We start from the raw sequence: 26200 nt of genomic DNA on the forward strand, positions 1-26200 counted from the left end.
TGCGTGCGGAGAGCCTCTTCGCGGAGCCGCAGCCGCCTCCTCCGACGCCTTCTCTGACGCCCTCTTCTCCCTCTTCGCGGCCTTCACGGCCCTCACAGCCTTCGAGGAGTCACCCGCGTTCTCCGCGGCTGGACGTGGCGGCTCCGGATGCGGTGCCGGTGGGCGAGGCCCGGGCCGGGCAACGCGCCGCCGCGCCGCGTGTGCCCGTGCCCGGGTGGGCGCGGGAAGCGGAGGCGCGGGGCCAGGCGGAGGCGCCGCAGTCTGTCTCGGAACAGGGGCCGCAGCCCGTATCGGCCCAGGGGTCGGAGGCGGCGGGGCCGGAGGCGGTGGGGCCGGGCTCTTCGCGGCGCGAGCGGATGGGGCTCGCCGTCCGGGAGCGGCTCCCCGTGTGGCTGCAGTCGCGGTGCGGTCTGGAGCGGCGCAGCGTGGTCGCGCTCGTCGTGGTCCTCGCCGTCGCGGCCGTCTTCGCCGTGCAGCACTTCTGGACGGGGCGGACCCAGTCCGTGCGGCCGCCCGAGGTCGTGCGTGCGGCGGGCAGCGCCCCTGACCGGGGTGCGGAACCGGCTCCGTCGCCGGGAGTTCCGGCGCAGGCGGGGCGGGCGTCGGCGGACGGGGGTGGCCCGGGTGGCGCGGCGGCCGGCGGTGCTGCCGGGGGTGTGATCGTCGTGGACGTCAGCGGGAAGGTCCGCCGCCCGGGTGTTCAGCGGCTGCCCGCCGGGTCCCGGGTGGCCGACGCCCTGCGGGCCGCCGGTGGTGTCCGGCCGGGTACTGAGACGGGCGGGCTCAATCGGGCGCGGTTCCTCATGGACGGCGAACAGGTGGTGGTCGGAGGCCCTGCGGCGGCCGCCGGGGCCGGTGGAGCAGGCGCGGGCACGGGCGCGGGGACGGGAGGAGTGGGTGGAACGGGAGGAGCGGGTGGCGTTGGAGGGGCGGCCGCCACCGGGCCGATCGGCCTGAACACGGCGACCCCGGAGCAACTCGACCAACTGCCGGGCGTCGGACCCGTGCTGGCGCAGCACATCATCGACTACCGCGCGGAGCACGGCGGTTTCCGCTCCGTCGAAGAGCTCCGCGAGGTCAACGGCATCGGCGACCGGCGCTTCGCCGACCTTCAAGATCTCGTACGGCCATGACGCGCGCGGCAGTTCACCTTGCGTCGGGCCACCGGCTCGGTGCCTCGAACCCTCGGCAGGAGGGCCCGGCCGACCTCCGGCTGGTGCCGCCCGCGTTGGCGGCGTGGGCGTCGGCCGCGCTGATGTTGGACGTGCCGACCCGGTGGGCGTTGGCCACGGTGACAGGCTGCGTGTTGGTGGCCGGGGCGCTGATGGTGACGTGGACGGCCCGGGGGAGACGGGTGCGGGACGCCGGAGGTCCCGGGCGGGCGGTGGGGCGGCGGCCATGGGGAAGGCTCTCGGTGGCCGCGGTTCTGCTCTGCGCGGCCGGGGCGACGGCCTCCGCGGCGCTGCACGGGGCGGATCTGCGCCGTGGTCCGGTCCCGGCTCTGGCGGGTGAGTACGCGCAGGTGGAAGCGGAGTTGGAGGTCACCTCCGACCCCCGGCGCACCCGTCCCCGTGTCGCGAGCGCGCACACGATGCCGCCCGCCGTCGTCCTGGACGCCGAAGTCCTCCGTGTCACGGAGGCGGACGGCACATCGACTGCGACACGCACGCCCGTCCTGGTCGTGGTGCGGACGGGGAGTACGGATTCTGGAAAAGGTGCAGGAGATGCGGGGGCCCGGTCCGGTGCCGGGCCCCGTGCGGACTGGCTCGCGTTGCTCCCGTCGACCCGGGTGCGCGTGCAGGCCCGACTCGCCCCGCCGCTGACGGAGAGGGGCAAGACCGCCGCGGTGCTCCGGGTGTCGGGGGAGCGGCCGCCACGGGTGGTCGGGGCACCGTCCGGGCCGCAGCGGCTCGCCGGGCGGCTGCGGGGCGGGCTGCGGGAGGCCACGGACAGCCTGCCGGCCGATGCCCGCGCCCTGCTCCCCGGGCTCGTCATCGGGGACACCTCCCGCGTGCCGGCCGAGCTCGACCAGGCCTTCCGGGCGACCGACCTCACGCACCTGCTTGCCGTGAGCGGCGCGAACCTCACGATCGTCCTGGTCCTGCTCATCGGCCCGCAGGGCACCGCCCAACGGATCGAGAGGCGCGGCCTGGCGCCGAAGCTCGGTGTTCCGCTGCGTACGACGGCGGTGCTCGGCGGGGTGCTCACGCTCGGGTTCGTCATCGTCTGCCGACCGGATCCGAGTGTGGTGCGGGCCGCGGCCTGCGGGCTGATCGCCCTCCTCGCCATCGCCACCGGGCGGCGCAGATCCCTCATCCCCGCGCTGGCCACGGCGGTCCTGCTGCTCGTCCTGTACGACCCGTGGCTCGCCCGGAGTTACGGCTTCCTGCTCTCCGTCCTGGCCACCGGCGCCCTGCTCACCCTCGCGCCGCGCTGGGGAGCCGCCCTGCGCAGGCGGGGGATCCCGCCACGCCTCGCGGACGCGTTGGCCGCAGCGGCGGCGGCGCAAGCGGTGTGCGCGCCCGTCGTCGCCGCCCTCGCGGCCCGGGTGAGCCTGGTCGCGGTGCCGTGCAATCTCCTCGCGGAGTTCGCGGTCGCGCCCGCCACAGTGCTCGGCTTCGCGGCGCTGGCCGCGGCGCCGGTGGCGATGCCTGCCGCCAAGGTCCTTGCCTGGGGCGCGAGTTGGCCCACCGAGTGGATCGCGGGGATCGCCCGTACCGGGGCGGCGCTGCCCGGGAGCGGGGTCGACTGGCCGGGCGGCTGGCGTGGCGGGTTCCTGCTCGCGGTCGTCACCGTGGTCCTCGTCCTGGCGGGACGCAGGGTCGTGCGACACCCATGGGTGGCCGCCGCCTGTGCCGCGCTGCTCTTCCTCGTGGTCGTCCAGCCCCCGCCGGTCACCCGGGTGATCGCGGGCTGGCCGCCACCGGGATGGCGCCTGGCGATGTGCGATGTCGGGCAGGGCGATGCCGCGGTGCTCGCGGCGGGCGACGGCGCGGGGGTGGTGGTCGACGCGGGGCCCGACCCGGTGGCGGCCGACCGCTGTCTGCGTTCGCTGGGGATCACGCGCGTGCCGCTCGTCCTGCTCACGCACTTCCACGCCGACCACGTCGCGGGGCTGCCGGGGGTGCTGCGAGGACGCGAGGTGGGGGAGATCCAGACGACGGGGTTCCAGGAGCCGCCGGAGCAGGCCGCGTTCGTGCGGGAGCACGCCGCGGCGGCGCGGGTTCCGGTGGTTCAGGCGGCGGCGGGGGAGCGGCGCCGGGCGGGCCCCCTGGACTGGCAGGTGATCTGGCCCCCGGCAGGATCGGTGCCGCGCCCCGACGGGCCGAACGACGCGAGTGTCACTCTGCTCGTACGGACGGGAGGGCTGACCCTGCTGCTCCTCGGGGACCTGGAGCCGCCCGCACAGCGAGCGCTGTTGCGCACCCCGGCCGCCGCGTCGCTCGCTTCCGTGGACGTGCTCAAGGTCGCCCATCACGGATCGGCTCACCAGGATCCGGGGCTCCTGCGCAGGGCGGCGCCTCGGCTGGCCCTGATCTCCTGCGGCGCCGACAACTCGTACGGACATCCGTCGCCCGTCACCCTGGCGGCGCTGCGGGCCGGGGGTGCGCAGGTGGTGCGTACGGACACGGAGGGCGCGATCGCGGTGGTGGGCTCGGGCTCCCGGTCGGCACCGCGGCTCGGAGTGGCCACCCGACCGCCGTGAGGGTGGCCGTCTGATCCTCGCCCACGCAGACGCCCCGCGTCTCTACGGCCGCCTTTCTACTGCCGCCTCTCCGCGCCCCTCCCGGCGGGGCTACCGAGGGGAACACGGCCCTGAGCTGGGGATATGTAAAAGGCTAGGTGGCCAATTCGGGTCAGTTGGGCCAGTCATGACACTTCCCGGCGCATCGGTAGCATTCCCGTGATCTGGGTCCGTGTTGCATCGAAAGCCGCAACGGTGATCGAATGCCTCTTCGTTGCAGTTTGCAGGTGTTGTCAAGTAAGGCGGGGGTGTGTCGCACGTGTTCGGCCGTTGGCTGGGAAACCGTACGAATCTGGCTGGACGGACGGGACCCTTGTCGGCGCTCACGATTCCGTCGAGCGCGGGGGTGCTCAGCTGCCGGGTGCTCGACCCGGTCAATGAGCCCGTGCGGAACGCGGAGTTCGCCGTCAGCGATGCCATGGGCCGCAAGGTCGTCAGTGGGGGCACGGACCCCTTCGGCTCGTTCATCACGGCTGTTCCGGCGGGGGACTACCGTCTCGCGGTCTCGGCGGAGGGGTTCACTCCGTACCGGGCGAGCGCGACGGTCGCGGAGGACGCGCACGCCTCGCTCGGCGACGTGACGCTCCAGGTCGCCCAGCCCCCGGCGCTGCCCGAGCCCGGCGACTGGGAGATCGACCCCCTGCACTCCTCGGTCGCCTTCACCGCGCGGCACATCGGGCTCGCCCGCATCCGCGGCCGGTTCAACAGCTTCGCGGGTGCGATCCGGATGGGCGAGCGGATGGAGGAGTCAGCGATGCATGTCGTCATCGACGCGTCCTCCATCGACACCGGGGTCACGATGCGCGACGACCACCTGCGTTCCGGTGACTTCCTGGACGTCGCGCGCTTCCCGACGATGGAGTTCTACAGCGACCGCTTCGTCCACAAGGGCGGCAGCCGCTGGGCGGTGTCCGGCGGCTTGACGCTGCACGGCGTGACGCGCACGGTCACGCTCGACACGGAGTACCTCGGGATCGGCAAGGGACTCGAGGGTGAGACCCGGGTCGCCTGCCGCGCCGGCACCGAACTGCACCGCGACGACTTCACGATCACCTGGCAGACGATGCTCGCGCGCGGTATCGCCGCCGTCGGACACAGCATCACGATCGACCTCGACATCCAGGTGATCCCCAAGACAGGCTGACCGCCCCCCGCCGGGCTGACGGCCGGACGGACCGGCCGCCGTTCACTACGGGGCTTCGAGCCAGCCCTCGTGTTCGGCGGCGAGTTCATCGAGGGCAGCGGGGTCGAGGCGGGACTCGGGGTCCTCGACGACCACCAGCCACTGGGCGTCCTCGGCGTCGTCCTCCCCAGCCAGGGCGTCGCGGACGAGCTGGGGTTCCTCGGCCACGCCGAAACGGTCGGGGAGTTCTTCGGACACCGCCTCCGCGGCGTCGCGGTCGGGCAGCACCAGGACATGTCGTACATCGGTCACCGGCCCATTCTCCGCCACAGGGACGGGCGGCTCGGGGCGGGGTGTCAGTGCCGCGTGGGATGCTTGTCGGCGATGGCCAGGAAGACAGATACCGCCGACATGTCAGATCCGCTCGCTCCCCTCACGCTCGCCGTGGGGCAGGAGGATCTGCTCCTCGACCGCGCCGTGCAGCAGGTGGTCGCGGCCGCCCGGGCGTCCGACGCGGACACGGACGTGCGCGACCTCACCCCCGACCAGTTGCAGCCCGGCACGCTCGCCGAGCTGACCAGCCCGTCGCTCTTCGCCGAGCGCAAGGTCGTCGTCGTGCGGAACGCGCAGGATCTGTCGGCGGACACGATCAAGGACGTCAAGGCGTATCTCGCCTCGCCGGTCGAGGAGATCACTCTCGTCCTGCTGCACGCGGGCGGCGCGAAGGGCAAGGGCCTGCTCGACGCCGCGCGCAAGATGGGGGCCCGCGAGGTCGCCTGCCCCAAGATGACCAAGCCGGCGGACCGGCTGTCGTTCGTGCGGAGCGAGTTCCGCACGATCGGCCGTTCGGCGACGTCCGAGGCGTGCCAGGCGCTCGTCGACTCGATCGGCAGCGATCTGCGGGAGCTCGCCTCCGCGGTCTCCCAGCTGGCGGCGGACGTCGAGGGCACGATCGACGAAGCGGTCGTCGGGCGGTACTACACGGGTCGCGCGGAGGCCTCCAGCTTCACCGTGGCCGACCGGGCCGTCGAGGGGCGGGCCGCGGAGGCGCTCGAGGCGTTGCGCTGGTCCCTCGCGACCGGGGTCGCTCCCGTCATGATCACGAGTGCCCTCGCGCAGGGTGTCCGGGCGATCGGGAAGCTTTCGTCCGCGCGCGGCGGCCGGCCCGCCGACCTCGCCCGTGAGCTGGGCATGCCGCCCTGGAAGATCGACCGTGTGCGCCAGCAGATGCGAGGCTGGACGCCGGACGGGGTGGCCGCGGCGCTCACCGCGGTGGCGGCGGCCGATGCGGGGGTCAAGGGCGGGGGCGATGATCCGGAGTACGCGTTGGAGAAGGCCGTCGTCGCCATTGCGCGTGCGGCTCGCTCCGGCCGCCATTAGTGCTCCGCACAGGCTGGCGGTTCATTCCCTGCGGGTAGCCCGTGGCTGGTCGCGCAGTTCCTCGCGCCCCTGAAGAGCCCGGCCCACCGCAGCCACGGCCTCTGCGGCTCGATGCGTGTGCGGGTTGCCCGTGGCTGGTCGCGCGGTTCCTCGCGGCCCTGAAGAGCCCGGCCCACCGCAGCCACGGCCTCTGCGGCTCGATGCGTGTGCGGGTTGCCCGTGGCTGGTCGCGCAGTTTCTCGCGCCCCTGAAGAGCCCGGCCCACCGCAGCCACAGCCCCAGCAACAGCCGCAGCCGCAGCCACAGCAACAGGTGAAGCCCCTCGCCGGGGACAGGACACAGCAATGCCCCCGGAGTGGGTCCGGGGGCAATGGCGCAGCGTGGCGTACTGCGTGGTCTGTCCGCGATTCGAGGTAGAGGGCTCGAATTACCCTCGCGGGAGGATTGATCAGCTCCCCGGCGCACTAGCCGGGGTAAGGGCTTCAGCCCTTGAGGGCCGCCGCCTTCGTCGCAAGCGCCGACTTCTTGTTGGCGGCCTGGTTCTTGTGGATGACGCCCTTGGAGACGGCCTTGTCCAGCTGACGCGTGGCCTCACGCGTGAGCTCGGCGGCCTTCTGGGTGTCACCGGCGGCAACGGCCTCGCGGGCCTTGCGGATCGCGGTCTTCAGCGAAGACTTGACCGCCTTGTTGCGCTGACGCGCCTTCTCGTTGGTCTTGATCCGCTTGATCTGGGACTTGATGTTCGCCACGAAAGAGCCTTTTCAGGTTCAGGTACTGCAGAGGTACTGCAGATGAATTTGATGACACGCGCCTCGATGCTTGAGAGGGCTACGAGACACAGCTGTCCACGGTACCAGCCGCCCTCGGACCGGCCCAAACCGAGCGCAGTGCGCCACCCATGGGACGATGGAAGCTACGTATAGATCCGACCCGAGGCTACAGGCGCCTCAAGAGACAGGACCCTGCGTGCCCGCGACCCCTAACAATGTGCCCGAGCCGAGCCGTACCGACCCGGCTCTGATCCGCAATTTCTGCATCATCGCGCACATCGACCACGGCAAGTCCACGCTCGCCGACCGCATGCTCCAGCTCACCGGGGTGGTGGAGCAGCGGCAGATGCGTGCTCAGTACCTCGACCGGATGGACATCGAGCGCGAGCGCGGCATCACGATCAAGTCCCAGGCGGTGCGTCTGCCCTGGGCCCCTAACGAGGGCCCGGACCAGGGCAGTACGCACATCCTCAACATGATCGACACCCCGGGACACGTCGACTTCACGTACGAGGTCTCGCGTTCGCTCGCGGCCTGTGAGGGCACGATCCTCCTCGTCGACGCGGCCCAGGGCATCGAGGCGCAGACTCTCGCCAACCTCTACCTGGCGATGGAGAACGACCTCAAGATCATCCCGGTGCTCAACAAGATCGACCTGCCGGCGGCCCAGCCGGAGAAGTTCTCCGAGGAGCTCGCCAACCTCATCGGCTGCGAGCCCGAGGACGTGCTGAAGGTCTCCGCGAAGACCGGCATGGGCGTCGAGGCGCTGCTCGACAAGGTCGTCGCCGAGATCCCGCCGCCGGTCGGCGTCGCGGACGCGCCCGCCCGCGCGATGATCTTCGACTCGGTCTACGACTCCTACCGCGGCGTCGTGACGTACGTCCGAGTCGTCGACGGCCAGCTCAACAAGCGTGAGCGGATCCGGATGATGTCCACCGGGGCCACGCACGAGCTGCTCGAGATCGGTGTGTCGTCGCCCGAGATGACCCCGGCCGACGGCATCGGCGTCGGCGAGGTGGGCTACATCATCACCGGCGTGAAGGACGTCCGTCAGTCCAAGGTCGGTGACACGATCACCTCCCTGCACAAGGGAGCCACCGAGGCGCTCGGCGGCTACAAGGACCCGAAGCCGATGGTCTTCTCGGGCCTGTATCCGCTGGACGGCTCGGAGTACCCGGACCTCCGCGAGGCCCTGGACAAGCTGCAGCTCAACGACGCCGCGCTCGTCTACGAGCCGGAGACCTCGGCCGCGCTCGGCTTCGGCTTCCGCGTCGGCTTCCTCGGGCTGCTGCACCTCGACGTGATCCGTGAGCGGCTCGAGCGCGAGTTCGGCCTCGACCTCATCGCCACCGCTCCGAACGTGGTCTACCGCGTGATCATGGAGGACGGCACCGAGCACACGGTCACCAACCCGAGTGAATTCCCCGAGGGCAAGATCGACGAGGTGTACGAGCCCGTCGTGCGCGCCACGATCCTCGCGCCCAGCGAGTTCATCGGCTCGATCATGGAGCTGTGCCAGAACAGGCGCGGCGTCATGCTCGGCATGGACTATCTCTCCGAGGACCGCGTCGAGATCCGCTACACGCTGCCGCTCGCCGAGATCGTCTTCGACTTCTTCGACCAGCTGAAGTCCAAGACGCGTGGTTACGCCTCGCTGGACTACGAGCCCACGGGCGAGCAGTCCGCGCAGCTCGTCAAGGTGGACATCCTGCTGCACGGCGACAAGGTCGACGCCTTCTCCGCCGTCACGCACAAGGACGCGGCGTACGCGTACGGCGTGCGGCTCGTCGCCAAGCTGCGCGAGCTCATCCCGCGCCAGGCCTTCGAGGTGCCCGTCCAGGCCGCGATCGGCTCCCGGGTCATCGCCCGCGAGACCATCCGCGCCATCCGCAAGGACGTCCTCGCCAAGTGCTACGGCGGTGACATCTCCCGTAAGCGGAAGCTGCTCGAGAAGCAGAAGGAGGGCAAGAAGCGGATGAAGATGGTCGGCTCCGTCGAGGTGCCGCAGGAAGCCTTCATCGCGGTGCTCTCCAGCGACGACAGCGGCCCCGGCAAGGCCAAGAAGTAGTCGCCGCCTGCCGCGGGTGAGCGGCCGCCACGCGGGCCCGGTGCGCAACGCACCGGGCCCGCGGCGCGTTGCGGCGGGCCTGCTCGTTCCGTTTGGGTGTCTGGAGGAAGTGACAGGCAGATGCCCCTTACGCATGGCGCGTCGGAGCTCTACTCTGATCACCACTCGTAGGTTACTCACAAGTTAAACAAGTAGCCGCAGGGACGTAAGAAGCACACGTAAGAGCAGACGTAGAAGCAGACGTAGAAGCAGCCGCCAGCCAGTTCGCCGCACCGTCGTGGGCCCGGAGGATGTCGTGAGCGACACACAGATCTTGATCGAGAACCGTCCGCCTTCCGTGGCGCATCTCTTCCTGGAGCGCGTGGCGGCCACGCCGGACGCCGAGGCCTACCGCTACCCGGTCCCCGCGGCCTCGGGCGAGGGCCCCGACGACTGGCGGACGCTCAGCTGGGCACAGGCCGCCGACCGCGTCCACGCCATCGCGGCCGGGCTGATCGAGCTCGGCCTGCGGTCGGAGGACCGGGTCGCCCTCGCCTCCTCCACGCGCGTCGAGTGGATTCTCTGCGACCTCGGCATCATGTGTGCCGGCGCGGCCACGACGACCGTGTACCCGCAGACCAACGCCGAGGAGTCGGCGTACATCCTGGCCGACTCCGGCAGCCGGGTGCTGATCGCCGAGGACGCCGCGCAGCTCGCCAAGGCGCGTGAGAAGCGCGCCGACCTGCCCGAGCTGCGGCACGTCGTGGTGCTCGACGCCGAGGGCGCGGAGCCCGTGGAGGGCGACCCCGAGGGCTGGGTGCTCACGCTCGCCGACCTGGAGGCCCGCGGCGCCGCACACCTGGAGAAGAACCCGGGGCTCATCAAGGAGCGGATCGCGGCGATCACCGCCGACCAGCTCGCCACGATCATCTACACCTCCGGCACCACCGGACGCCCCAAGGGCGTGCGCCTGCCGCAGGACAACTGGTCGTACATGGCCAAGGCCATCGCGGCGACCGGGCTGCTCGGCCCGGACGACGTGCAGTACCTGTGGCTGCCGCTCGCGCACGTCTTCGGCAAGGTGCTGACCTCCGGGCAGATCGAGCTCGGGCACGTCACCGCCGTCGACGGCCGCGTGGACAAGATCATCGAGAATCTGCCGGTCGTGCAGCCGACGTACATGGCCGCCGTGCCCCGCATCTTCGAGAAGGTCTACAACGGGGTCGCGGCCAAGGCGCGGGCCGGTGGCGGCGCCAAGTACAAGATCTTCCTGTGGGCCGCCGAGGTCTCCCGCGAGTACGCCAAGGTCAGCCAGGACAACTTCCGCAGGACCGGCACCGCCTCGGTGCCCTTCGGGCTGCGCGCCAAGCACAAGGCCGCCGACACCCTCGTCTACTCCAAGCTGCGCGAGGCGTTCGGCGGACGGCTGCGCGCCGCCGTCTCCGGGTCGGCCGCGCTCGCCCCCGAGATCGGCTACTTCTTCGCGGGCGCCGGCATCCACATCCTGGAGGGGTACGGCCTGACCGAGTCCTCCGCGGCCTCCTTCGTGAACCCCGGCGAGGCCTACCGCACCGGCACGGTCGGCAAGCCGCTGCCCGGCACCGAGGTGCGCATCGCGGACGACGGCGAGATCCTGCTGCGCGGCCCCGGCATCATGGAGGGCTACCACGGGCTGCCGGAGAAGACGGCCGAGGTCCTGGAGTCCGACGGCTGGTTCCACACCGGGGACATCGGCGAGCTGTCCGTCGACGGCTACCTGCGGATCACCGACCGCAAGAAGGACCTGATCAAAACGTCCGGCGGCAAGTACATCGCGCCCGCCGAGGTCGAGGGCCAGTTCAAGGCCGTGTGTCCGTACGTCTCGAACATCCTCGTGCACGGCGCCGACCGGAATTTCTGCACCGCGCTGATCTCCCTCGACGAGCCCGCCATCCTCGACTGGGCCAAGGAGAACGGCCAGGAGGGCAAGTCCTACGCCGAGGTGGTCGCCGCCCCCGCCACGGTCGAGCTCATCGACGGTTACGTGCGGCAGCTCAACGAAGGCCTGCAGCGCTGGCAGACCATCAAGAAGTTCCGGCTCCTGCCGCGCGACCTGGATGTCGAGCACGGCGAGCTGACGCCCAGCCTCAAGCTGAAGCGCCCGGTTGTCGAGCGGGAGTACAAGCACCTGATCGAGGAGATGTACGCGGGTTCGCGCGAGGCCTGAGCGCGGGCGCGCGGCCCGGGGTCCGGGGGCCTTTCGTGCGCGGCCGGGGTGGCCTAGACGCCCCGGCCGCGGCGCATCTCCTGCACCAGCTCCTCCATGTGCGTCACATGGCGGCGCAGTTCGAGGACGTCCTTGAGACTGCTCGCGGCCATATGGGTCTCGATCGCCGACAGACGCGCGCCCAACTCGTCGAACTGGCGCTGCTCACGGGCCAGTATCCGCTCCAACTGCCGGTTCTTGCGATGCAGTTCGAGGAAGACGGTGACCTTGGCGCGCAGTACCCACGGGTCGAACGGCTTGGTGAGATAGTCCGCCGCGCCCGTCGCGTAGCCCCGGAAGGCATAGCCCGCGTCGTTGTCGGTGCCCGTCAGGAAGATGATGGGCACGTCCTTGGTCTGGTCGAGACGCTTGATGTTCGACGCGGTCTCGAAGCCGTCCATGCCGGGCATGCGGACGTCCAGGAGGATCACGGCGAATCGTTGCCTCAGGATCGCCTTCATGGCCTCCTCACCCGAACGGGCGCGCACCAACGGCTCGTTCAGTGACCCGAGGACGGCTTCGAGCGCCATCAGGTTGTCCTCCATGTCGTCGACAAGGAGGATGCTCGCGCGGTTGTCGGTAACGGCCTCTGCACTCATGGTCACGGTGCCTCACTCGGTTGCCGGCGGAACAGCGCCTTCTCCCTGAGTGCTGGGCTGTTCCGGAGCGACGGTCTCTGGATCGGGGGAGGTGGCCTGCTCGGCGGCTGCCGGTCCTGCGGGGTCCAGGAGGGCGCAGACGACGCCCAGCAGCTGGTCCACGTCCACTGGTTTCGGTACGTAGTCGGTGGCGCCCTGGGAGATGGCCTTCTCGCGGTCCCCGGGCATGGCCTTGGCGGTGAGGGCGACGATGGGCAGACCCCGCCAGCGGGGACTGCGGCGGATCGCGGCCATGGTTTCGTAGCCGTCCATCTCCGGCATCATGATGTCCATCAGGACGATGTCGACCTCCGGATTGCGTTCCAGCGTCTCGATGCCCTCGCGGCCGTTCTCCGCGTACAGGACGGGCATGCCGACACGGCTCAGGACGTGGGTCAGCGCGAAGACGTTGCGGATGTCGTCGTCGACGATGAGCACCCTGCGCCCCGGGAGTATGCGGCCCGCGCGCCCTTCCTTCCACTCCTCCAGCTTCGTGGGCGTGGGCCAGCTGTCGTCGGGTTCGAGGGCGGTGTGCGGCCGCAGGGCCGCCTGTTCGATCGGCTCCGGCATGTGCTGCGTGTGCGTCGCGGCGTACGCGATGGCGGCCGCGCCGTGGCCCGGGTGCACCACCGGGACGTACAGCGAGAAGGTCGAGCCCTCGCCGGGGCTGCTCTCCGCGGTGATACGGCCGCCGAGCAGGCCCGCGATCTCACGGCTGATGGAGAGACCGAGGCCGGTGCCTCCGTACTTGCGGTTGGTGGTGCCGTCGGCCTGCTGGAACGCCTCGAAGATGACCGGGAGCTGCTCGGCGGGGATGCCGATGCCGGTGTCCCTGACGGCGAAACAGAGCAGGTCCTCGTTGTCGTGGACCAGCCGGTCGCGCGCCGTCTCCTTGACGCGGCTGACGCGCAGCTCGACGCTGCCCGCCGAGGTGAACTTCACCGCGTTCGACAGGAGGTTGCGCAGGATCTGCTGGAGGCGCTGCTCGTCCGAGAACATCTCACGCGGCACGTCCTCGCCGACCGACACGTCGAAGGCGAGTCCCCGGTCCAGGGTGAGCGGGCGGAACGTCGCGTGGACGTAGTCGAGGACCTTGATGAGCGGGAGCTTCTTGGGGCGTACGTCCATGCGCCCGGCCTCGATCTTCGACAGGTCCAGGATGTCGTTGATGAGCTGGAGCAGGTCGGAACCCGAGCGGTGGATGGTCGTCGCGAACTGCACCTCCTGGTCGGAGAGGTGGTCGTCGGGGTTGTCGGAGAGCAGCCGGGCCAGGATGAGGAGCGAGTTGAGCGGCGTGCGCAGCTCGTGCGACATGTTCGCCAGGAACTCCGACTTGTACTGCGAACTCGTGGCGAGCAGGGCCGCCTTCTCCTCCAGCTCGGCGTTCGAGCGGCGCAGCTCGGCCTGCTGGCGCTGGAGTTCGTCCGAGCGCTCCTGGAGCTGGGTGGCCAGGCGCTGGGACTCGCCTAGCAGGGACTCCGTGCGGGAGTTGGCGATGATCGTGTTGATGGCGACGCCGATGGTGTTCACGAACTGGTCGAAGAAGGCCAGGTGGACATCGGAGAAGCGGGAGAACGTGGCCAGCTCGATCACGCCGAGCAGCTTGTCCTCGAAGAGGATCGGGATGATCACGACCGTGGCGGGCGCCGCGTCGCCGAGCCCCGAATGGATCTTGATGTAGTCCGGCGGGACCTCCTCGACGAGGATGCGCTTCTTCTCCAGAGCGGCCTGGCGCACCAGGCCCTGCGCCGGCATCCCGCCGGTGTCGACGACCGAGCCCTGCGCCGCGCCGTACCCCGCGATGAACGCGAGGCCCTTCGCGGTGACCTGGGTGGGCGCGGGGCTCTCCGCGGTGTCCGGGTCGGCCAGGAAGAACGCGCCGTACTGCGCGTTCACCAGCGGGGTCAGCTCGCGCAGGATCAGATCGGCGACCTCCATCAGGTCGCGGTGGCCCTGCATCAGACCCGCGAGGCGGGCGAGGTTGGACTCCAGCCAGTCCTTCGCGCGGGTGGTCTCGCGGAGGTTGGACACCATCAGGTTGATGTTGTCCTTGAGGTCGGTGACCTCGCCGCGCGTCTCGACCGTGATGGCGCGGGTCATGTCGCCCTGGGCGACGGCGGAGGCGACCTCGGCGATGGCGCGGACCTGAGTGGTGAGGTTCAGCGCCAGCTCGTTCACGTTCGTCGTCAGGCGCTTCCACGTGCCGTACACGCCCTCGACGCGGGCCTGGCCGCCCAGCTGACCCTCGGAGCCGACCTCGCGGGCCACGCGGGTGACCTCGGAGGAGAACGAGGACAGCGTGTCCACCATGGTGTTGATGGTGGTCTTCAGCTCCAGGATCTCGCCGCGGGCGTCCACGTCGATCTTCTTGGAGAGGTCGCCCTGGGCCACGGCCGTCGCGACCTGGGCGATGTTGCGGACCTGGCCCGTGAGGTTGTCCGCCATGTAGTTGACGTTGTCGGTGAGGTCCTTCCACACGCCCGATACGCCGAGGACCTGCGCACGGCCGCCGAGCCTGCCGTCCGTGCCGACCTCGCGGGCGACACGGGTCACCTCGTCGGCGAAGGCACGCAGCTGCTCCACCATCGTGTTGACGGTGTCCTTCAGCTCCAGGATCTCGCCGCGCGCCGTGACCGTGATCATCTTGGAGAGGTCGCCGTTGGCGACGGCGGTGGTGACCTGGGCGATGTTGCGGACCTGGGAGGTGAGGTTCGACGCCATGAAGTTGACGTTGTCGGTGAGGTCCTTCCACACGCCGGAGACGCCCCGCACCTGGGCCTGGCCGCCGAGGTTGCCCTCGGTGCCGACCTCGCGGGCGACGCGGGTGACCTCGTCGGCGAACGCGGAGAGCTGGTCGACCATCGTGTTGATCGTCGACTTCAGCTCCAGGATCTCGCCCTTCGCCTCCACCGTGATCTTCTTGCCGAGGTCGCCCTGGGCGACGGCCGTCGACACGAGCGCGATGTTCCGCACCTGGGAGGTGAGGTTGTCCGCCATGAAGTTGACGTTGTCGGTGAGGTCCTTCCACACCCCCGACACGCCCCGCACCTGGGCGCGCCCGCCCAGATTCCCTTCGGTGCCGACCTCGCGGGCGACGCGGGTGACCTCGTCGGCGAACGCGGACAGCTGGTCGACCATCGTGTTCACCGTCGACTTCAGCTCCAGGATCTCGCCCCGGGCGTCCACGGTGATCTTCTGGCTCAGGTCGCCGTTGGCGACGGCGGTGGTGACCTGGGCGATGTTGCGGACCTGGGAGGTGAGGTTCGACGCCATGAAGTTGACGTTGTCGGTGAGGTCCTTCCACACGCCCGACACCCCGCGCGCCTGGGCGCGGCCGCCCAACTGGCCCTCCGTGCCCACCTCGCGGGCGACGCGGGTCACCTCGGCGGCGAACGCGGAGAGCTGCTCCACCATCGTGTTCACGGTCAGCTTCAGTTCGAGCAGCTCACCCGTCGCCTCGACGGTGACCGTGCGGGTCAGGTCGCCCTGCGCCACCGCCGTGGTGACGAGGGCGATGTCCCGCACCTGGGCGGTGAGCCGGGACGCCATCGTGTTGACGGCCTCCGTCACGTCCCGCCAACTGCCGGACAGACCGCGCACCTTGGCGCGCCCGCCGAGCCGGCCCTCCGTGCCGACCTCCCGGGCGACGCGGGTGACTTCACCCGTGAAGAGGGACAACTGATCGACCATCGTGTTGACGGCACGCCCCAAACGGCGTAAATCACCCCGCAGTTCACGGGTGCCGTCGTGCAGGTCGACGCGCTGAGTGAGGTCACCGCCCGCCACCGCGTTCAGCACCCGGGTGGCGTTCGCCGCCGGTGCGACCAACGCGTCAAGGAGGGTGTTGACCTCCGAGACACGCGCCGCCCACCTGCCCTGTCCGGGGCTCGCGCCGAACCGCTCGTCGAGCCGGCCGTGTCGTATGATCTCGCGTCGCACTCGGACCAGTTCACCGTCGAAGTGCAGTGAACGGTCCAGCATTTCGTTGAAGACCGCGTACAGCTCGGCGGTGATGCCCTCACCGACCGGCGCGACCTTGGTGAAGTCCCCGTCCCTTGCGGCGCGCATGGCAGCGAGAAGCGGGCGTAGCTGGGAGGTGACCGATTCCGTGTCGGGGTCGGTCTTCTGCGCGGGGACCCGATTCCGGCCACGTCCGAGCGCAGGCATAGCACTGTTCTCACTCATAACGGCCCACTTCAGTAACTCGTTGCTTATGAGTGTGGCCAGTCTGTCACTCTGTCGGTGTCACCTGAGGCGTATTCGCCCGAACTGCTCAGGAGCCGCATTGTGGGGTCCATTCCGATGCAACGGAAGAACGATTTCCGTGCCTCCGCCACGGACCCGGACCACCCCGGGCCACCGGCGGTGGCGCGCACATCACTGCCCGGAAACCCACTGGCACCCGCCGCCGCACGCAGGTTCGTGCGTGCCGCGCTCGCCGACTGGACCGAGCTCGGAGTGCCCGCGGCCGCCGGCATCACCGACCGCCTCGCCGACGACTCGGTGCTGCTCGTGAGCGAACTGGTGACCAACGCCGTCGTGCACGCGGGCACGAACGTCGAGCTGATGTGCCGGCTCGACGAGGCACTGCCCGAGGAGAGCAGCACGGAGGCCCTCGTCATCGAGGTCTCCGACCACCACCCCTCCCGCGCCGTCCGCAACGAACAGGGCCCGCCGTCGGCGTCCGGCACCCCGGAGTACGGCCGCGGCCTGAACCTCGTCGCCACCCTCTCCGAGTCCTGGGGCATCACCTACCGCACGGGCACCAAGACCGTCTGGGCCCGGCTGCCCGTCGAAGGCGTGCAGGCCGTCCAAGAGATCGAGTCGTACGCGAGCGAGCAGGCGCTCCAGCGCGGCCTGCGCGCCGCCGAGATCCTCGCGCCGCTGCCCAAGCGGACCTCCCACGACACGGAGTGGGTCAACAGGGGCGCGCTCACCTTCCTCGCCGAGGCGTCCGACCTGCTGGCCGGACAGTTCGACGAGGACCTGGTGGCCGCCCTCGCCGGACAGCTCCTCGTGCCGCGCCTCGCGGACTGGTGCGCGGTGTGGCTCGAAGACGCCTCGGGAGGGCCGGGCCGCGGCGGCATGGGAGGGCCGGGGGCACGCCTCGCCCGCGTGTGGCACACCAGCGAACACCGCATAGAGGAACTGCGCCGCGTCCTGGAGAAGGAGCCGCCCCGGCTGCCCGAGGCGGCGGGCTCGGGCGCCTGCCCCGTCCCCTGGCCCGGCGAGGCGCCTGCGGGCGGGGCGTCCGGCGCGGCACTGGCGTACCGCCTGACCGCGGGCGGACGCGCGCTCGGCACGCTCGTCATCGGCCGGGCGGGCCTCGTCCGGTTCGCCGACGAGGTCACCGGCCTCATCGAGGACTTCAGCCGCCGGGTCGCGCTCGCCGTCAGCACCGCCCGCCGCTACCAGCGCCAGGCCAACATCAGCCAGGTGCTCCAGCGCGGGCTGCTGCCCAGCAAGGTCGCCGAGATCCCCGGCGTCGAGAGCGGCCTGGTCTACGAGCCGCGGGACAAGGGCGGCCCCGGCGGCGACTTCTACGACGTGTTCCAGGCGGGCGAGGGCCGCTGGTGCTTCGCGCTCGGCGACGTCCAGGGGAAGGGGCCGGAGGCGGCCGTCGTCATCGGCCTCGCCCGGCCCTGGCTGCGGCTCCTCGCCCGCGAGGGGTACCAGGTCGCGGACGTCATGGACCGCCTCAACCAACTGCTCCTCGACGACGCGACCGAGGCGGCGGACGCGGCGGCGGCGGTGGTCGCGGTGGCGGGCGGGCAGGGAGTGCCGCCCGACGGGCCGACCTCGCGCTTCCTCTCCCTCCTGTACGGCGAGCTCCTCCCCTACGAAGGGGGAGTGCACTGCACGATCGCCTGCGCCGGGCATCCGCTGCCGCTCCTCCTCTCCCCGGAGGGGAAGGTACGGGAGGCGGCCACTCCGCAGATGCTGCTCGGGGTCGTCGACGACGAGACGTACACGAGCGAGAGCTTCGATCTGCGGGCCGGCGAGACGCTGCTCTGCGTCACGGACGGCGTGACCGAGCGCCGCTCGGGGCGGCAGCAGTTCGACGACGGCAACGGGCTCGCGGAGGCGCTGGCCGGGTGTGCGGGGCTCGACGCGGGGTTGGTGGCGGAGCGGATCCGGCGACTCGTGCACGAGTTCTCGGAGCGGCCGCCGGATGATGATCTGGCGTTGTTGGTGTTGCGGGCGCATTGAGTGGTGCGGGTGCGTTGAGTGTGGGGTGGGTACTTCGGGTGGTGCGGCTGCATTGAGTGGTGCGGGCGCGTTGAGTGGTGCGGGTGCGTTGAGTGTGGGGTGGGCACTTTGAGTGGTGCGGGTGCATTGAGTGGTGCGGGCGCATTGCGGGGGGTGGTGCGCTGAGGGGCTCGCGGTGGAGTGCGGGACACTTGTCGTATGCCTTCCGCACTGCCCGATGGTGAGCCCATGCCCGAGGACGGCGCGCTGCCCGCGTCCGCCCTGGACGGCGCGGCCTCCCGCCCCCTCGGCTTCTACCTGCACGTCCCGTACTGCGCCACACGCTGCGGCTACTGCGACTTCAACACGTACACCGCCACCGAGCTGCGCGGCTCCGGTGGCGTGCTCGCCTCCCGGGACAACTACGCGGAGACCCTCGTCGACGAGGTACGGCTCGCCCGGAAGGTCCTGGGGGACGACCCGCGGCCCGTGCGGACCGTGTTCGTCGGGGGCGGTACGCCGACGCTGCTCGCCGCCGGGGATCTTGTGCGGATGCTGCGGGCTGTACGGGATGAATTCGGGCTCGCGGACGATGCCGAGATCACGACCGAGGCCAATCCGGAGTCCGTCGACGCGGCGTATCTGAGTGAGCTGCGGGAAGGCGGGTTCAACCGTGTCTCCTTCGGCATGCAGAGCGCCAAGCAGCACGTTCTGAAGGTCCTCGACCGTACGCATACGCCCGGTCGGCCCGAGGCGTGCGTCGCCGAGGCGCGGGCGGCCGGGTTCGACCATGTGAATCTCGATTTGATCTACGGCACACCGGGCGAGACCGACGACGACTGGCGGGCCACGCTCGACGCGGCGATCGGGGCCGGGCCCGACCACGTCAGCGCCTACGCGCTGATCGTGGAGGAGGGGACGCAGCTCGCGCGGCGGATTCGGCGCGGGGAGGTGCCGATGACCGACGACGACGTCCACGCGGACCGGTACCTCATCGCGGACGAGGTGCTGGGGGGTGCGGGATTCGACTGGTACGAGGTGTCCAACTGGGCCACGTCCGAGGCGGGGCGGTGCCTGCACAACGAGCTGTACTGGCGGGGGGCCGACTGGTGGGGGGCCGGGCCGGGGGCGCACAGTCACGTGGGCGGTGTGCGGTGGTGGAACGTCAAGCATCCCGGGGCGTACGCGGGGGCGTTGGCGGGGGGCGGGTCGCCGGGGGCCGGGCGGGAAGTGCTTTCTGCCGAGGATCGGCGGGTGGAGCGGATTCTGCTGGAGCTGCGGTTGAGGGAGGGGTGTCCGTTGTCGCTGCTGCGGGAAGCCGGTCTGGGCGCCTCGCGGCGGGCTTTGGTGGAGGGGCTGCTTGAGGGTGGGCCCTATGCGGAGGGGCGGGCCGTGTTGACGCTTCGGGGGCGGTTGCTGGCGGACGCGGTGGTGCGGGACCTGGTCGACTAGGGGGCGCCTTGGACGGGGGCGCCTGTTGTTGCGTTGTGGGGCGGGTCGTCGGGCGTGTGTGCGTGGTCCCGGGTCTGCGCCTGCTGCCCGGCTGTGGGGCGGGGCCGTGGGGGTATGTACGTACTCGCTATCCCTGCGTCGCGCCTCAAGTCCAAAGGCGCCAATGTGTGCTCGGTGCTCCGTGCGCACATACCCCCACGTCCCCTCGGGCGCGTTTGCGGCTGCGGCCCGGTGGGGGTTGCCAGCGCCCACCCCTCCGCGGCCCTCGGGCCGGTTGCGCGGCTGCCGGCCGGTGGGGGTTGCCCGCGCCCGGGCCCTCACGTCCCCTCGGGAGCGTTTGCGGCTGCGGTCCGGTGGGGGATCGCTCCCCTCCTGCTCCTACCCCTGCAGGGCGTCGCGGAGAATACCCCACCCGCCCGCCCCTACTCCCGCGGGGCGTCGCGGGGCAAACGGGTGGGTGGGTGGGATACATCCGCCGCGAAGCGGCGGGCTTGGGGCTCCTACCCCGGGGGGACGTCGCGGGGCATCCCACCCACCCCGGGGGGCGTCGCGGGGACACCTCACCCACCCCGGCGGGGCGTCGTGGGGGGGGCGGGGTCAGGGGAGGGTGACGAAGTCGATCAGTTCTTCTACTCGGCCCAGGAGTGGGGGTTCCAGGTCCTTGTAGGAGTGGACCGAGTTCAGGATGCGTTGCCAGGCCGCCCCCGTGTTCTCGGGCCAGCCGAGGGACCTGCAGACGCCCGTCTTCCAGTCCTGGCCGCGGGGCACGCGGGGCCAGGAGGGGATGCCTACGGAGGACGGCTTCACCGCCTCCCATACGTCGATGTAGGGGTGGCCGACCACCAGGGCGTGGGCGCTGGTCACCTCTGCCGCGATGCGGGACTCCTTGGAGCCGGGGACCAGGTGGTCGACGAGGATGCCCAGGCGGGCGTCGGGGCCGGGGGCGAACTCGGCGACGATCGCGGGGAGGTCGTCGATGCCTTCCAGGTACTCGACGACGACGCCCTCGATGCGGAGGTCGTCGCCCCAGACCCGCTCGACCAGTTCGGCGTCGTGACGGCCCTCTACGTAGATGCGTCCCGCGCGGGCGACCCTGGCCCGCGCCCCGGGGACGGCCACCGAACCGGAGGCGGTACGGGAGGGACGTACAGGAGTAGAAGCCTGCGCGGGGCGGACCAGGGTCACCGGGCGGCCGTCCAAGAGGAAACCGCGGGGCTCCATCGGGAACACGCGGTGCTTGCCGAACCGGTCCTCCAGCGTCACCGTCGGGCCTTGCGCCGTCTTCTCGCAACGGATCACCGCCCCGCAGAAACCGGTGCTCAGCTCCTCGACCACGAGGCCGGCGTCCGCCGCCACCTCCGGTACGGGCTTCGGCTTCTTCCAAGGGGGCGTGAGGTCGGCGGAGTACTGGCGCATTCTGGTGACGATAGGAAGAGCGGCGGGTGTTGGCGTCACGACACGCCGAAGCGGGTGGCCAAGGTGGCGCGTTGCGTGTGGACAAATGCCGCATTTACCGTCGCGCCGTGGCCCGGTACGTACAGCGCGTTCTCGCCGCCCAACTCCAGGAGGCGGTCCAGCGCGGCCGGCCAGCGGGACGGTACCGCGTCCGGGCCCGCCTGCGGTTCGCCCGACTCCTCGACGAGGTCGCCGCAGAAGACGATCTCCCGGTCGCCGTCGGTGCCAGGCACCAGGACCGCGAGGTCGTGGCCCGAGTGGCCGGGGCCGATGTTCGCGAGCAGCACCTGGAGGCCGCCCAGGTCGAGCGTCCACTCCCCGCACACCAGGTGGTGCGGGTGGACGAGGAGGTCGGTCGCCTCCGCAGCCGCGTCCGCGTCCAGGCCGTGGCGTACCGCGTCCTCACGCAGTTCTTCGCGGCCCTTGGCGAAGACCGTGTCGATGCCCACCGCCCCGTACACCTCCACGCCCGCGAAGGCGGCCGCCCCGAGGACGTGGTCGAAGTGGGGGTGGGTGAGCGCGAGGTGGGTGACTCTGCGGCCGCCGCCGAGGATCCGCTGGGCCTGGGTCCGCAGGGCCGCGCCCTCCGCCAGGCTCGAACCGGACTCGATCATGAGGGCGGCGTCGTCGCCGACGACGAGTCCCGCCGCGCAGTCCCAGACGGGCAGACGGCACCGCCCCACGCGCCGTGCGAGCCGCTCCCAGCCCGCCGCTTCCCATGCCGGCGTCACGTTCATACGGTGACGCTATCCGCACGCGCGGTGTTCGGCAGCCGCTGTCTTGCCGGGGCCGTACCCGACGGCCGTACACTGACCCTTTGAAAGGCTGGCACTCACCGCGGGCGAGTGCCAGGCGGGGCTCACGGAGACAGCTGGAGGTGTGCGCGATGCTCAATGAACGCAGGCTCGAAGTGCTGCGCGCCATCGTCCATGACTATGTGGGGACGGAGGAGCCCGTCGGCTCCAAGGCGCTCACCGAGCGGCACCGTCTGGGGGTCTCCCCGGCCACCGTCCGCAACGACATGGCGGCGCTGGAGGAGGAAGGGTTCATCGCCCAGCCCCACACCAGCGCGGGGCGCATCCCGACGGACAAGGGGTACCGCCTCTTCGTCGACAAGCTCGCCGGCGTCAAGCCGATGACCGCGCCCGAGCGGCGGGCCATCCAGAATTTCCTCGACGGCGCAGTGGACCTCGATGACGTGGTGGGGCGTACGGTTCGGCTGCTCGCGCAGCTGACCCGGCAGGTCGCCGTCGTGCAGTATCCCTCGCTGACCCGGTCGACTGTGCGGCACGTCGAGCTGCTTTCGCTCGCTCCCGCCCGGCTGATGCTCGTACTGATCACCGACACGGGACGCGTCGAGCAGCGCATGATCGACTGCCCGGCGCCGTTCGGTGAGACCGCGCTCGCGGACCTGCGGGCCAGGCTGAACAGCAGGGTCGCGGGGCGGCGCTTCGCGGATGTGCCACAGTTGGTGCAGGACCTGCCCGAGGCCTTCGAGGCCGAGGACCGCGGCACGGTCGCGACGGTTCTGTCCACTCTCCTCGAGACGCTCGTGGAGGAGACCGAAGAACGGCTGATGATCGGCGGCACCGCCAATCTCACGCGCTTCGGACATGACTTTCCCCTCACCATCCGGCCCGTTCTCGAAGCCCTTGAGGAGCAGGTCGTGCTCCTCAAGTTGCTTGGGGAGGTGCAGGATTCGGGCATGGCCGTACGGATCGGTCACGAGAACGCCCATGAGGGGCTCAGCTCCACGTCCGTGGTCTCGGTCGGCTACGGTTCGGGAAGCGAGGCAGTCGCCAAGCTCGGCGTGGTCGGACCGACCCGCATGGACTATCCGGGAACGATGGGAGCAGTACGCGCAGTGGCACGTTACGTCGGACAGATCCTGGCGGAGTCGTAAGTGGCCACGGACTACTACGCCGTACTCGGCGTGCGCCGCGACGCTTCCCAGGACGAGATCAAGAAGGCCTTCCGGAGGCTGGCTCGTGAGCTTCACCCGGATGTGAATCCGGACCCGAAGACTCAGGAGCGCTTCAAGGAGATCAACGCCGCGTACGAGGTGTTGTCGGACCCGCAGAAGAAGCAGGTCTACGACCTCGGCGGCGACCCCCTGTCCCAGGCGGGCGGCGGCGGAGGCGCGGGTGGCTTCGGCGCCGGTGGCTTCGGCAACTTCTCCGACATCATGGACGCGTTCTTCGGGACGGCGTCGCAGCGGGGCCCCCGGTCGCGCACGCGCCGCGGCCAGGACGCCATGATCCGCCTCGAGATCGACCTCGAAGAGGCCGCCTTCGGGACCACCAAGGACATTCAGGTCGACACCGCTGTGGTGTGTACGACCTGTAGTGGGGAGGGTGCGGCTCCCGGGACGTCCGCCCAGACCTGTGACATGTGTCGCGGTCGCGGTGAGGTGTCGCAGGTCACGCGGTCCTTCCTCGGCCAGGTCATGACCTCGCGGCCCTGCCCGCAGTGTCAGGGCTTCGGGACCGTGGTGCCGACGCCGTGCCCGGAGTGTGCCGGTGACGGCCGCATCCGGTCGCGTCGGACGCTGACCGTGAAGATTCCCGCCGGTGTCGACAACGGGACCAGGATTCAGCTCGCGGGTGAAGGTGAGGTCGGGCCCGGCGGTGGCCCCGCCGGCGACCTTTACGTCGAGATCCACGAGCTGCCGCACGCCGTCTTCCAGCGGCGCGGCGACGACCTGCACTGCACGGTGACGATCCCGATGACGGCGGCGTCGCTCGGCACGAAGGTGCCGCTGGAGACGCTCGACGGCCTGGAGGAGATCGACATCCGGCCCGGTACGCAGTCGGGGCAGTCCGTTCCGCTGCACGGGCGCGGGATCACTCATCTGCGGGGCGGCGGCCGCGGCGACCTCATCGTGCACGTCGAGGTCCTCACGCCGACGAAGCTCGACCCCGAGCAGGAGCGGCTGCTGCGTGAGCTGGCGCAGCTGCGCGGTGAGGAGCGGCCCACGGGGCAGTTCCAGCCGGGGCAGCAGGGGTTGTTCTCGCGGCTCAAGGACGCGTTCAACGGGCGGTAGCGCCTTGAGCGGTGGCCTTCCTTAGCCCCCGGCGACGGATCTTCCGTGCCGGGGGCTTTGTCGGTCACCTGCGGGGCGGTGGGGGCTGGTCGCGCAGTTCCCCGCGCCCCTAAAAACAACCCCGTCCCGCGCCTCTTGAAGGGGCCCGGGACGGGCCTTCAAGGGGCGCGGGGAACTGCGCGAGCAACCCGCGACGGCCCGCAGCCGCCGACGGCGGTCGTGGGGCAGACGAGGCGGCGTACGCCCGGTGCGGGGTGCGCGATTCGGTGCGGCCCGAGGAGCGTGGCACGATGCGTGCATGTCCTCCGTACTGACCGATCTCCGCCGCTGTCCGATCGTGCAGGCCCCCATGGCGGGCGGTGCCTCGGGGCCGCAGCTGGCCGCGGCCGTCGCCGAGGCCGGCGGGCTCGGGTTTCTCGCCGCCGGGTACAAGACGGCCGACGGGATGTACCAGGAGATCAAACAGTTGCGGGGGCTGACCTCGCAGCCCTTCGGCGTCAACCTGTTCATGCCGCAGCCCGACACCGCCGACGCCGCGGCCGTCGAGGTCTACCGCAGCCAGCTCGCCGGTGAGGCCACCTGGTACGAGACGGAGCTCGGCGACCCGGACAGCGGGCGTGACGACGGGTACGACGCGAAGCTCGCGATCCTCCTCGACGATCCGGTGCCGGTCGTCTCCTTCACCTTCGGGTGCCCCACCCGTGACGTCCTTGACGCGTTCGCGCGCGTCGGCACCCTGACCGTCGTCACCGTCACCACGGCCGAGGAGGCCCAGGCCGCGCAGTGGGCCGGTGCCGACGCCGTGTGCGTGCAGGGCATCGAGGCGGGCGGACACCAGGGCACCCACAAGGACAATCCCGAGGCCGACGGCTCCGGGATCGGACTGCTCTCCCTCATCACCCAGGTCCGCGAGACCGTGCAGATCCCGATCGTCGCGGCCGGCGGGCTGATGCGCGGCGCGCAGATCGCCGCGGTGCTCGCGGCGGGCGCGGACGCGGCGCAGCTCGGCACGGCGTTCCTCGTCACCCCCGAGTCGGGCGCCAACCCCCTGCACAAGCAGGCCATGACCAACCCGCTGTTCGTACGGACCGAGCTGACCAGGGCGTTCTCCGGGCGCCCCGCGCGCGGCCTCGTCAACCGCTTCATGCGCGAGCACGGGCCGTACGCCCCCGCCGCCTACCCGCAGGTGCACCACCTCACCAGCGGCCTGCGCAAGGCCGCGGCGAAGGCCGGTGACGCGCAGGCCATGGCGCTCTGGGCCGGGCAGGGCCACCGGCTCGCCCGGGAGCTGCCCGCCGGACAGCTCGTGGAGGTCCTCGCCGCCGAACTGGCCGAGGCCAGGGCCTCGTCGACGCCGGAGGGCGCCGCGTGACCGCCCCCGTCTTCGTCGTCGAGGACTTCACCGCGGGCGCCGGCGGACGGTACGTGCTGGACGGGCCCGAAGGGCGGCACGCCGTCTCCGTGAAGCGGCTGCGCGCCGGTGAGGACGTCGTCCTGACCGACGGCGCCGGGCGGTGGGCGGAGTGCGTGGTCCTCGACACCGAGGGCAAGGACCGGCTCGTCGTGCAGATGGACTCCGTGGCCGAGGAGCCCGAACAGTCGCCGCGCATCACCGTCGTGCAGGCGCTGCCCAAAGGTGACCGCGGCGAGCTCGCCGTGGAGACCATGACGGAGACCGGCGTCGACGCCGTCGTGCCGTGGACCGCGTCGCGCTGCATCACGCAGTGGAAGGGCGACCGCGGCCTCAAGGCCCTCGCCAAGTGGCGGGCCACCGCACGCGAGGCGGGCAAGCAGTCGCGCCGGGTCCGCTTCCCCGAGGTCGCCGACGCCGCGTCGACCAAGCAGGTCGCGGCGCTCCTCGCGGGCGCCGACTTCGCGGCCGTCCTGCACGAGGAGGGCAGCGAACCGCTGGCCACGGCGGAGCTCCCGGCGGCCGGGCACATCGTGCTGGTGGTCGGGCCCGAAGGCGGTGTCTCCCCGGACGAGCTGACGGCGTTCGCCGGGGCGGGCGCGAAGCCGTACCGGCTCGGACGCAGTGTCCTGCGCACGTCGACCGCCGGGACCGCGGCGACGGCGCTGCTCCTGGGGCGCACGGGACGCTGGTCCTGAGCGA

Annotated in this window: 19 protein-coding genes; 12 read left to right on the forward strand and 7 right to left on the reverse strand. The window is 71.0% G+C overall.

Annotated elements, in window-relative coordinates:
• Positions 1-134 precede the first annotated feature (134 nt).
• Entirely contained in the window at positions 135-1133 is a 999-nt protein-coding gene (locus AB0N81_RS04945; protein ID WP_365355743.1) for a helix-hairpin-helix domain-containing protein, read from the forward strand.
• Positions 1134-1146: 13 nt separating this feature from the next.
• Here AB0N81_RS04945 and AB0N81_RS04950 read toward each other — a convergent pair whose 3' ends face one another.
• A complete protein-coding gene (locus AB0N81_RS04950; RefSeq protein WP_365355745.1) occupies positions 1147-1290 on the reverse strand; it encodes a hypothetical protein in 144 nt (47 codons plus the stop codon).
• Positions 1291-1414: 124 nt separating this feature from the next.
• On the opposite strand from AB0N81_RS04950, the gene AB0N81_RS04955 reads away from it, so the two are divergent.
• Entirely contained in the window at positions 1415-3706 is a 2292-nt protein-coding gene (locus tag AB0N81_RS04955) for a ComEC/Rec2 family competence protein (protein ID WP_365355747.1), read from the forward strand.
• 298 nt (positions 3707-4004) lie between these two features.
• Positions 4005-4889, forward strand: coding sequence for a YceI family protein (locus AB0N81_RS04960; protein ID WP_365356359.1), 885 nt, complete (start codon positions 4005-4007; stop codon positions 4887-4889).
• Positions 4890-4934: 45 nt separating this feature from the next.
• On the opposite strand, the gene AB0N81_RS04965 is transcribed toward AB0N81_RS04960, so the two are convergent.
• Positions 4935-5180 (reverse strand): hypothetical protein, encoded by a 246-nt coding sequence (locus tag AB0N81_RS04965; RefSeq protein ID WP_365355749.1) that lies wholly within the window; start codon positions 5178-5180, stop codon positions 4935-4937.
• A 72-nt stretch (positions 5181-5252) separates the two neighbouring features.
• Between AB0N81_RS04965 and holA the strand changes: the two genes are divergently transcribed.
• On the forward strand, positions 5253-6248 hold the full coding sequence (gene holA / locus AB0N81_RS04970; RefSeq protein ID WP_365355751.1) for a DNA polymerase III subunit delta: 996 nt from the start codon (positions 5253-5255) through the stop codon (positions 6246-6248).
• A gap of 482 nt (positions 6249-6730) precedes the next feature.
• Here the strand turns inward: holA and rpsT are convergent, their stop codons facing one another.
• Positions 6731-6997, reverse strand: a complete 267-nt coding sequence (gene rpsT, locus AB0N81_RS04975; RefSeq protein ID WP_365355753.1) for a 30S ribosomal protein S20 — start codon at positions 6995-6997, stop codon at positions 6731-6733.
• 217 nt (positions 6998-7214) lie between these two features.
• Between rpsT and lepA the strand changes: the two genes are divergently transcribed.
• Complete coding sequence (gene lepA, locus AB0N81_RS04980; protein WP_365355755.1) at positions 7215-9086, forward strand: translation elongation factor 4; 1872 nt, start codon at positions 7215-7217, stop codon at positions 9084-9086.
• A gap of 295 nt (positions 9087-9381) precedes the next feature.
• Positions 9382-11271 (forward strand): long-chain fatty acid--CoA ligase, encoded by a 1890-nt coding sequence (locus tag AB0N81_RS04985; RefSeq protein ID WP_365355757.1) that lies wholly within the window; start codon positions 9382-9384, stop codon positions 11269-11271.
• 53 nt (positions 11272-11324) lie between these two features.
• On the opposite strand, the gene AB0N81_RS04990 is transcribed toward AB0N81_RS04985, so the two are convergent.
• Both AB0N81_RS04990 and AB0N81_RS04995 read right to left on the reverse strand, forming a co-directional pair.
• On the reverse strand, positions 11325-11909 hold the full coding sequence (locus tag AB0N81_RS04990) for a response regulator (protein WP_365356360.1): 585 nt from the start codon (positions 11907-11909) through the stop codon (positions 11325-11327).
• Between the two features lie 12 nt (positions 11910-11921).
• Positions 11922-16016, reverse strand: coding sequence for a HAMP domain-containing protein (locus AB0N81_RS04995; RefSeq protein WP_365355759.1), 4095 nt, complete (start codon positions 16014-16016; stop codon positions 11922-11924).
• A gap of 234 nt (positions 16017-16250) precedes the next feature.
• Between AB0N81_RS04995 and AB0N81_RS05000 the strand changes: the two genes are divergently transcribed.
• Positions 16251-18158, forward strand: a complete 1908-nt coding sequence (locus AB0N81_RS05000; protein WP_365355761.1) for an ATP-binding SpoIIE family protein phosphatase — start codon at positions 16251-16253, stop codon at positions 18156-18158.
• Between the two features lie 198 nt (positions 18159-18356).
• Positions 18357-19589, forward strand: coding sequence for a radical SAM family heme chaperone HemW (hemW, locus tag AB0N81_RS05005; RefSeq protein ID WP_365355763.1), 1233 nt, complete (start codon positions 18357-18359; stop codon positions 19587-19589).
• 597 nt (positions 19590-20186) lie between these two features.
• On the opposite strand, the gene AB0N81_RS05010 is transcribed toward hemW, so the two are convergent.
• Positions 20187-21005, reverse strand: a complete 819-nt coding sequence (locus AB0N81_RS05010) for a DUF3097 domain-containing protein (RefSeq protein WP_365355765.1) — start codon at positions 21003-21005, stop codon at positions 20187-20189.
• 35 nt (positions 21006-21040) lie between these two features.
• Complete coding sequence (locus AB0N81_RS05015) at positions 21041-21775, reverse strand: MBL fold metallo-hydrolase (RefSeq protein WP_365356362.1); 735 nt, start codon at positions 21773-21775, stop codon at positions 21041-21043.
• A 155-nt stretch (positions 21776-21930) separates the two neighbouring features.
• Between AB0N81_RS05015 and hrcA the strand changes: the two genes are divergently transcribed.
• The 4 genes from hrcA (at position 21931) to AB0N81_RS05035 (ending at position 26196) form a co-directional block, all read left to right on the forward strand.
• Positions 21931-22947: a heat-inducible transcriptional repressor HrcA gene (gene hrcA / locus AB0N81_RS05020; protein WP_365355767.1), complete on the forward strand. Its 1017-nt coding sequence runs from the start codon at positions 21931-21933 to the stop codon at positions 22945-22947.
• Positions 22948-24087: a molecular chaperone DnaJ gene (gene dnaJ, locus AB0N81_RS05025; RefSeq protein WP_362995713.1), complete on the forward strand. Its 1140-nt coding sequence runs from the start codon at positions 22948-22950 to the stop codon at positions 24085-24087.
• 298 nt (positions 24088-24385) lie between these two features.
• Complete coding sequence (locus AB0N81_RS05030; RefSeq protein ID WP_365355769.1) at positions 24386-25459, forward strand: nitronate monooxygenase; 1074 nt, start codon at positions 24386-24388, stop codon at positions 25457-25459.
• Positions 25456-26196, forward strand: coding sequence for a 16S rRNA (uracil(1498)-N(3))-methyltransferase (locus AB0N81_RS05035; protein ID WP_365355771.1), 741 nt, complete (start codon positions 25456-25458; stop codon positions 26194-26196). The genes AB0N81_RS05030 and AB0N81_RS05035 overlap by 4 nt, the downstream gene beginning before the upstream one ends.
• Positions 26197-26200 lie beyond the last annotated feature (4 nt).

This window comes from Streptomyces sp. NPDC093510 (genome assembly GCF_040683555.1).
Taxonomy (GTDB): Bacteria; Actinomycetota; Actinomycetes; order Streptomycetales; family Streptomycetaceae; genus Streptomyces.

What these genes read in the sequence shown, in the direction of transcription:
- holA (WP_365355751.1), top strand. Translation starts at nt 5,253, where the DNA reads ATGGCCAGGAAGACAGATACCGCCGACATGTCAGATCCGCTCGCTCCC.
- AB0N81_RS04990 (WP_365356360.1), bottom strand. Translation starts at nt 11,909, where the DNA reads ATGAGTGCAGAGGCCGTTACCGACAACCGCGCGAGCATCCTCCTTGTC.
- AB0N81_RS04995 (WP_365355759.1), bottom strand. Translation starts at nt 16,016, where the DNA reads ATGCGCGCCGCAAGGGACGGGGACTTCACCAAGGTCGCGCCGGTCGGT.
- AB0N81_RS05000 (WP_365355761.1), top strand. Translation starts at nt 16,251, where the DNA reads ATGCAACGGAAGAACGATTTCCGTGCCTCCGCCACGGACCCGGACCAC.
- hemW (WP_365355763.1), top strand. Translation starts at nt 18,357, where the DNA reads ATGCCTTCCGCACTGCCCGATGGTGAGCCCATGCCCGAGGACGGCGCG.
- AB0N81_RS05010 (WP_365355765.1), bottom strand. Translation starts at nt 21,005, where the DNA reads ATGCGCCAGTACTCCGCCGACCTCACGCCCCCTTGGAAGAAGCCGAAG.
- hrcA (WP_365355767.1), top strand. Translation starts at nt 21,931, where the DNA reads ATGCTCAATGAACGCAGGCTCGAAGTGCTGCGCGCCATCGTCCATGAC.
- AB0N81_RS05030 (WP_365355769.1), top strand. Translation starts at nt 24,386, where the DNA reads ATGTCCTCCGTACTGACCGATCTCCGCCGCTGTCCGATCGTGCAGGCC.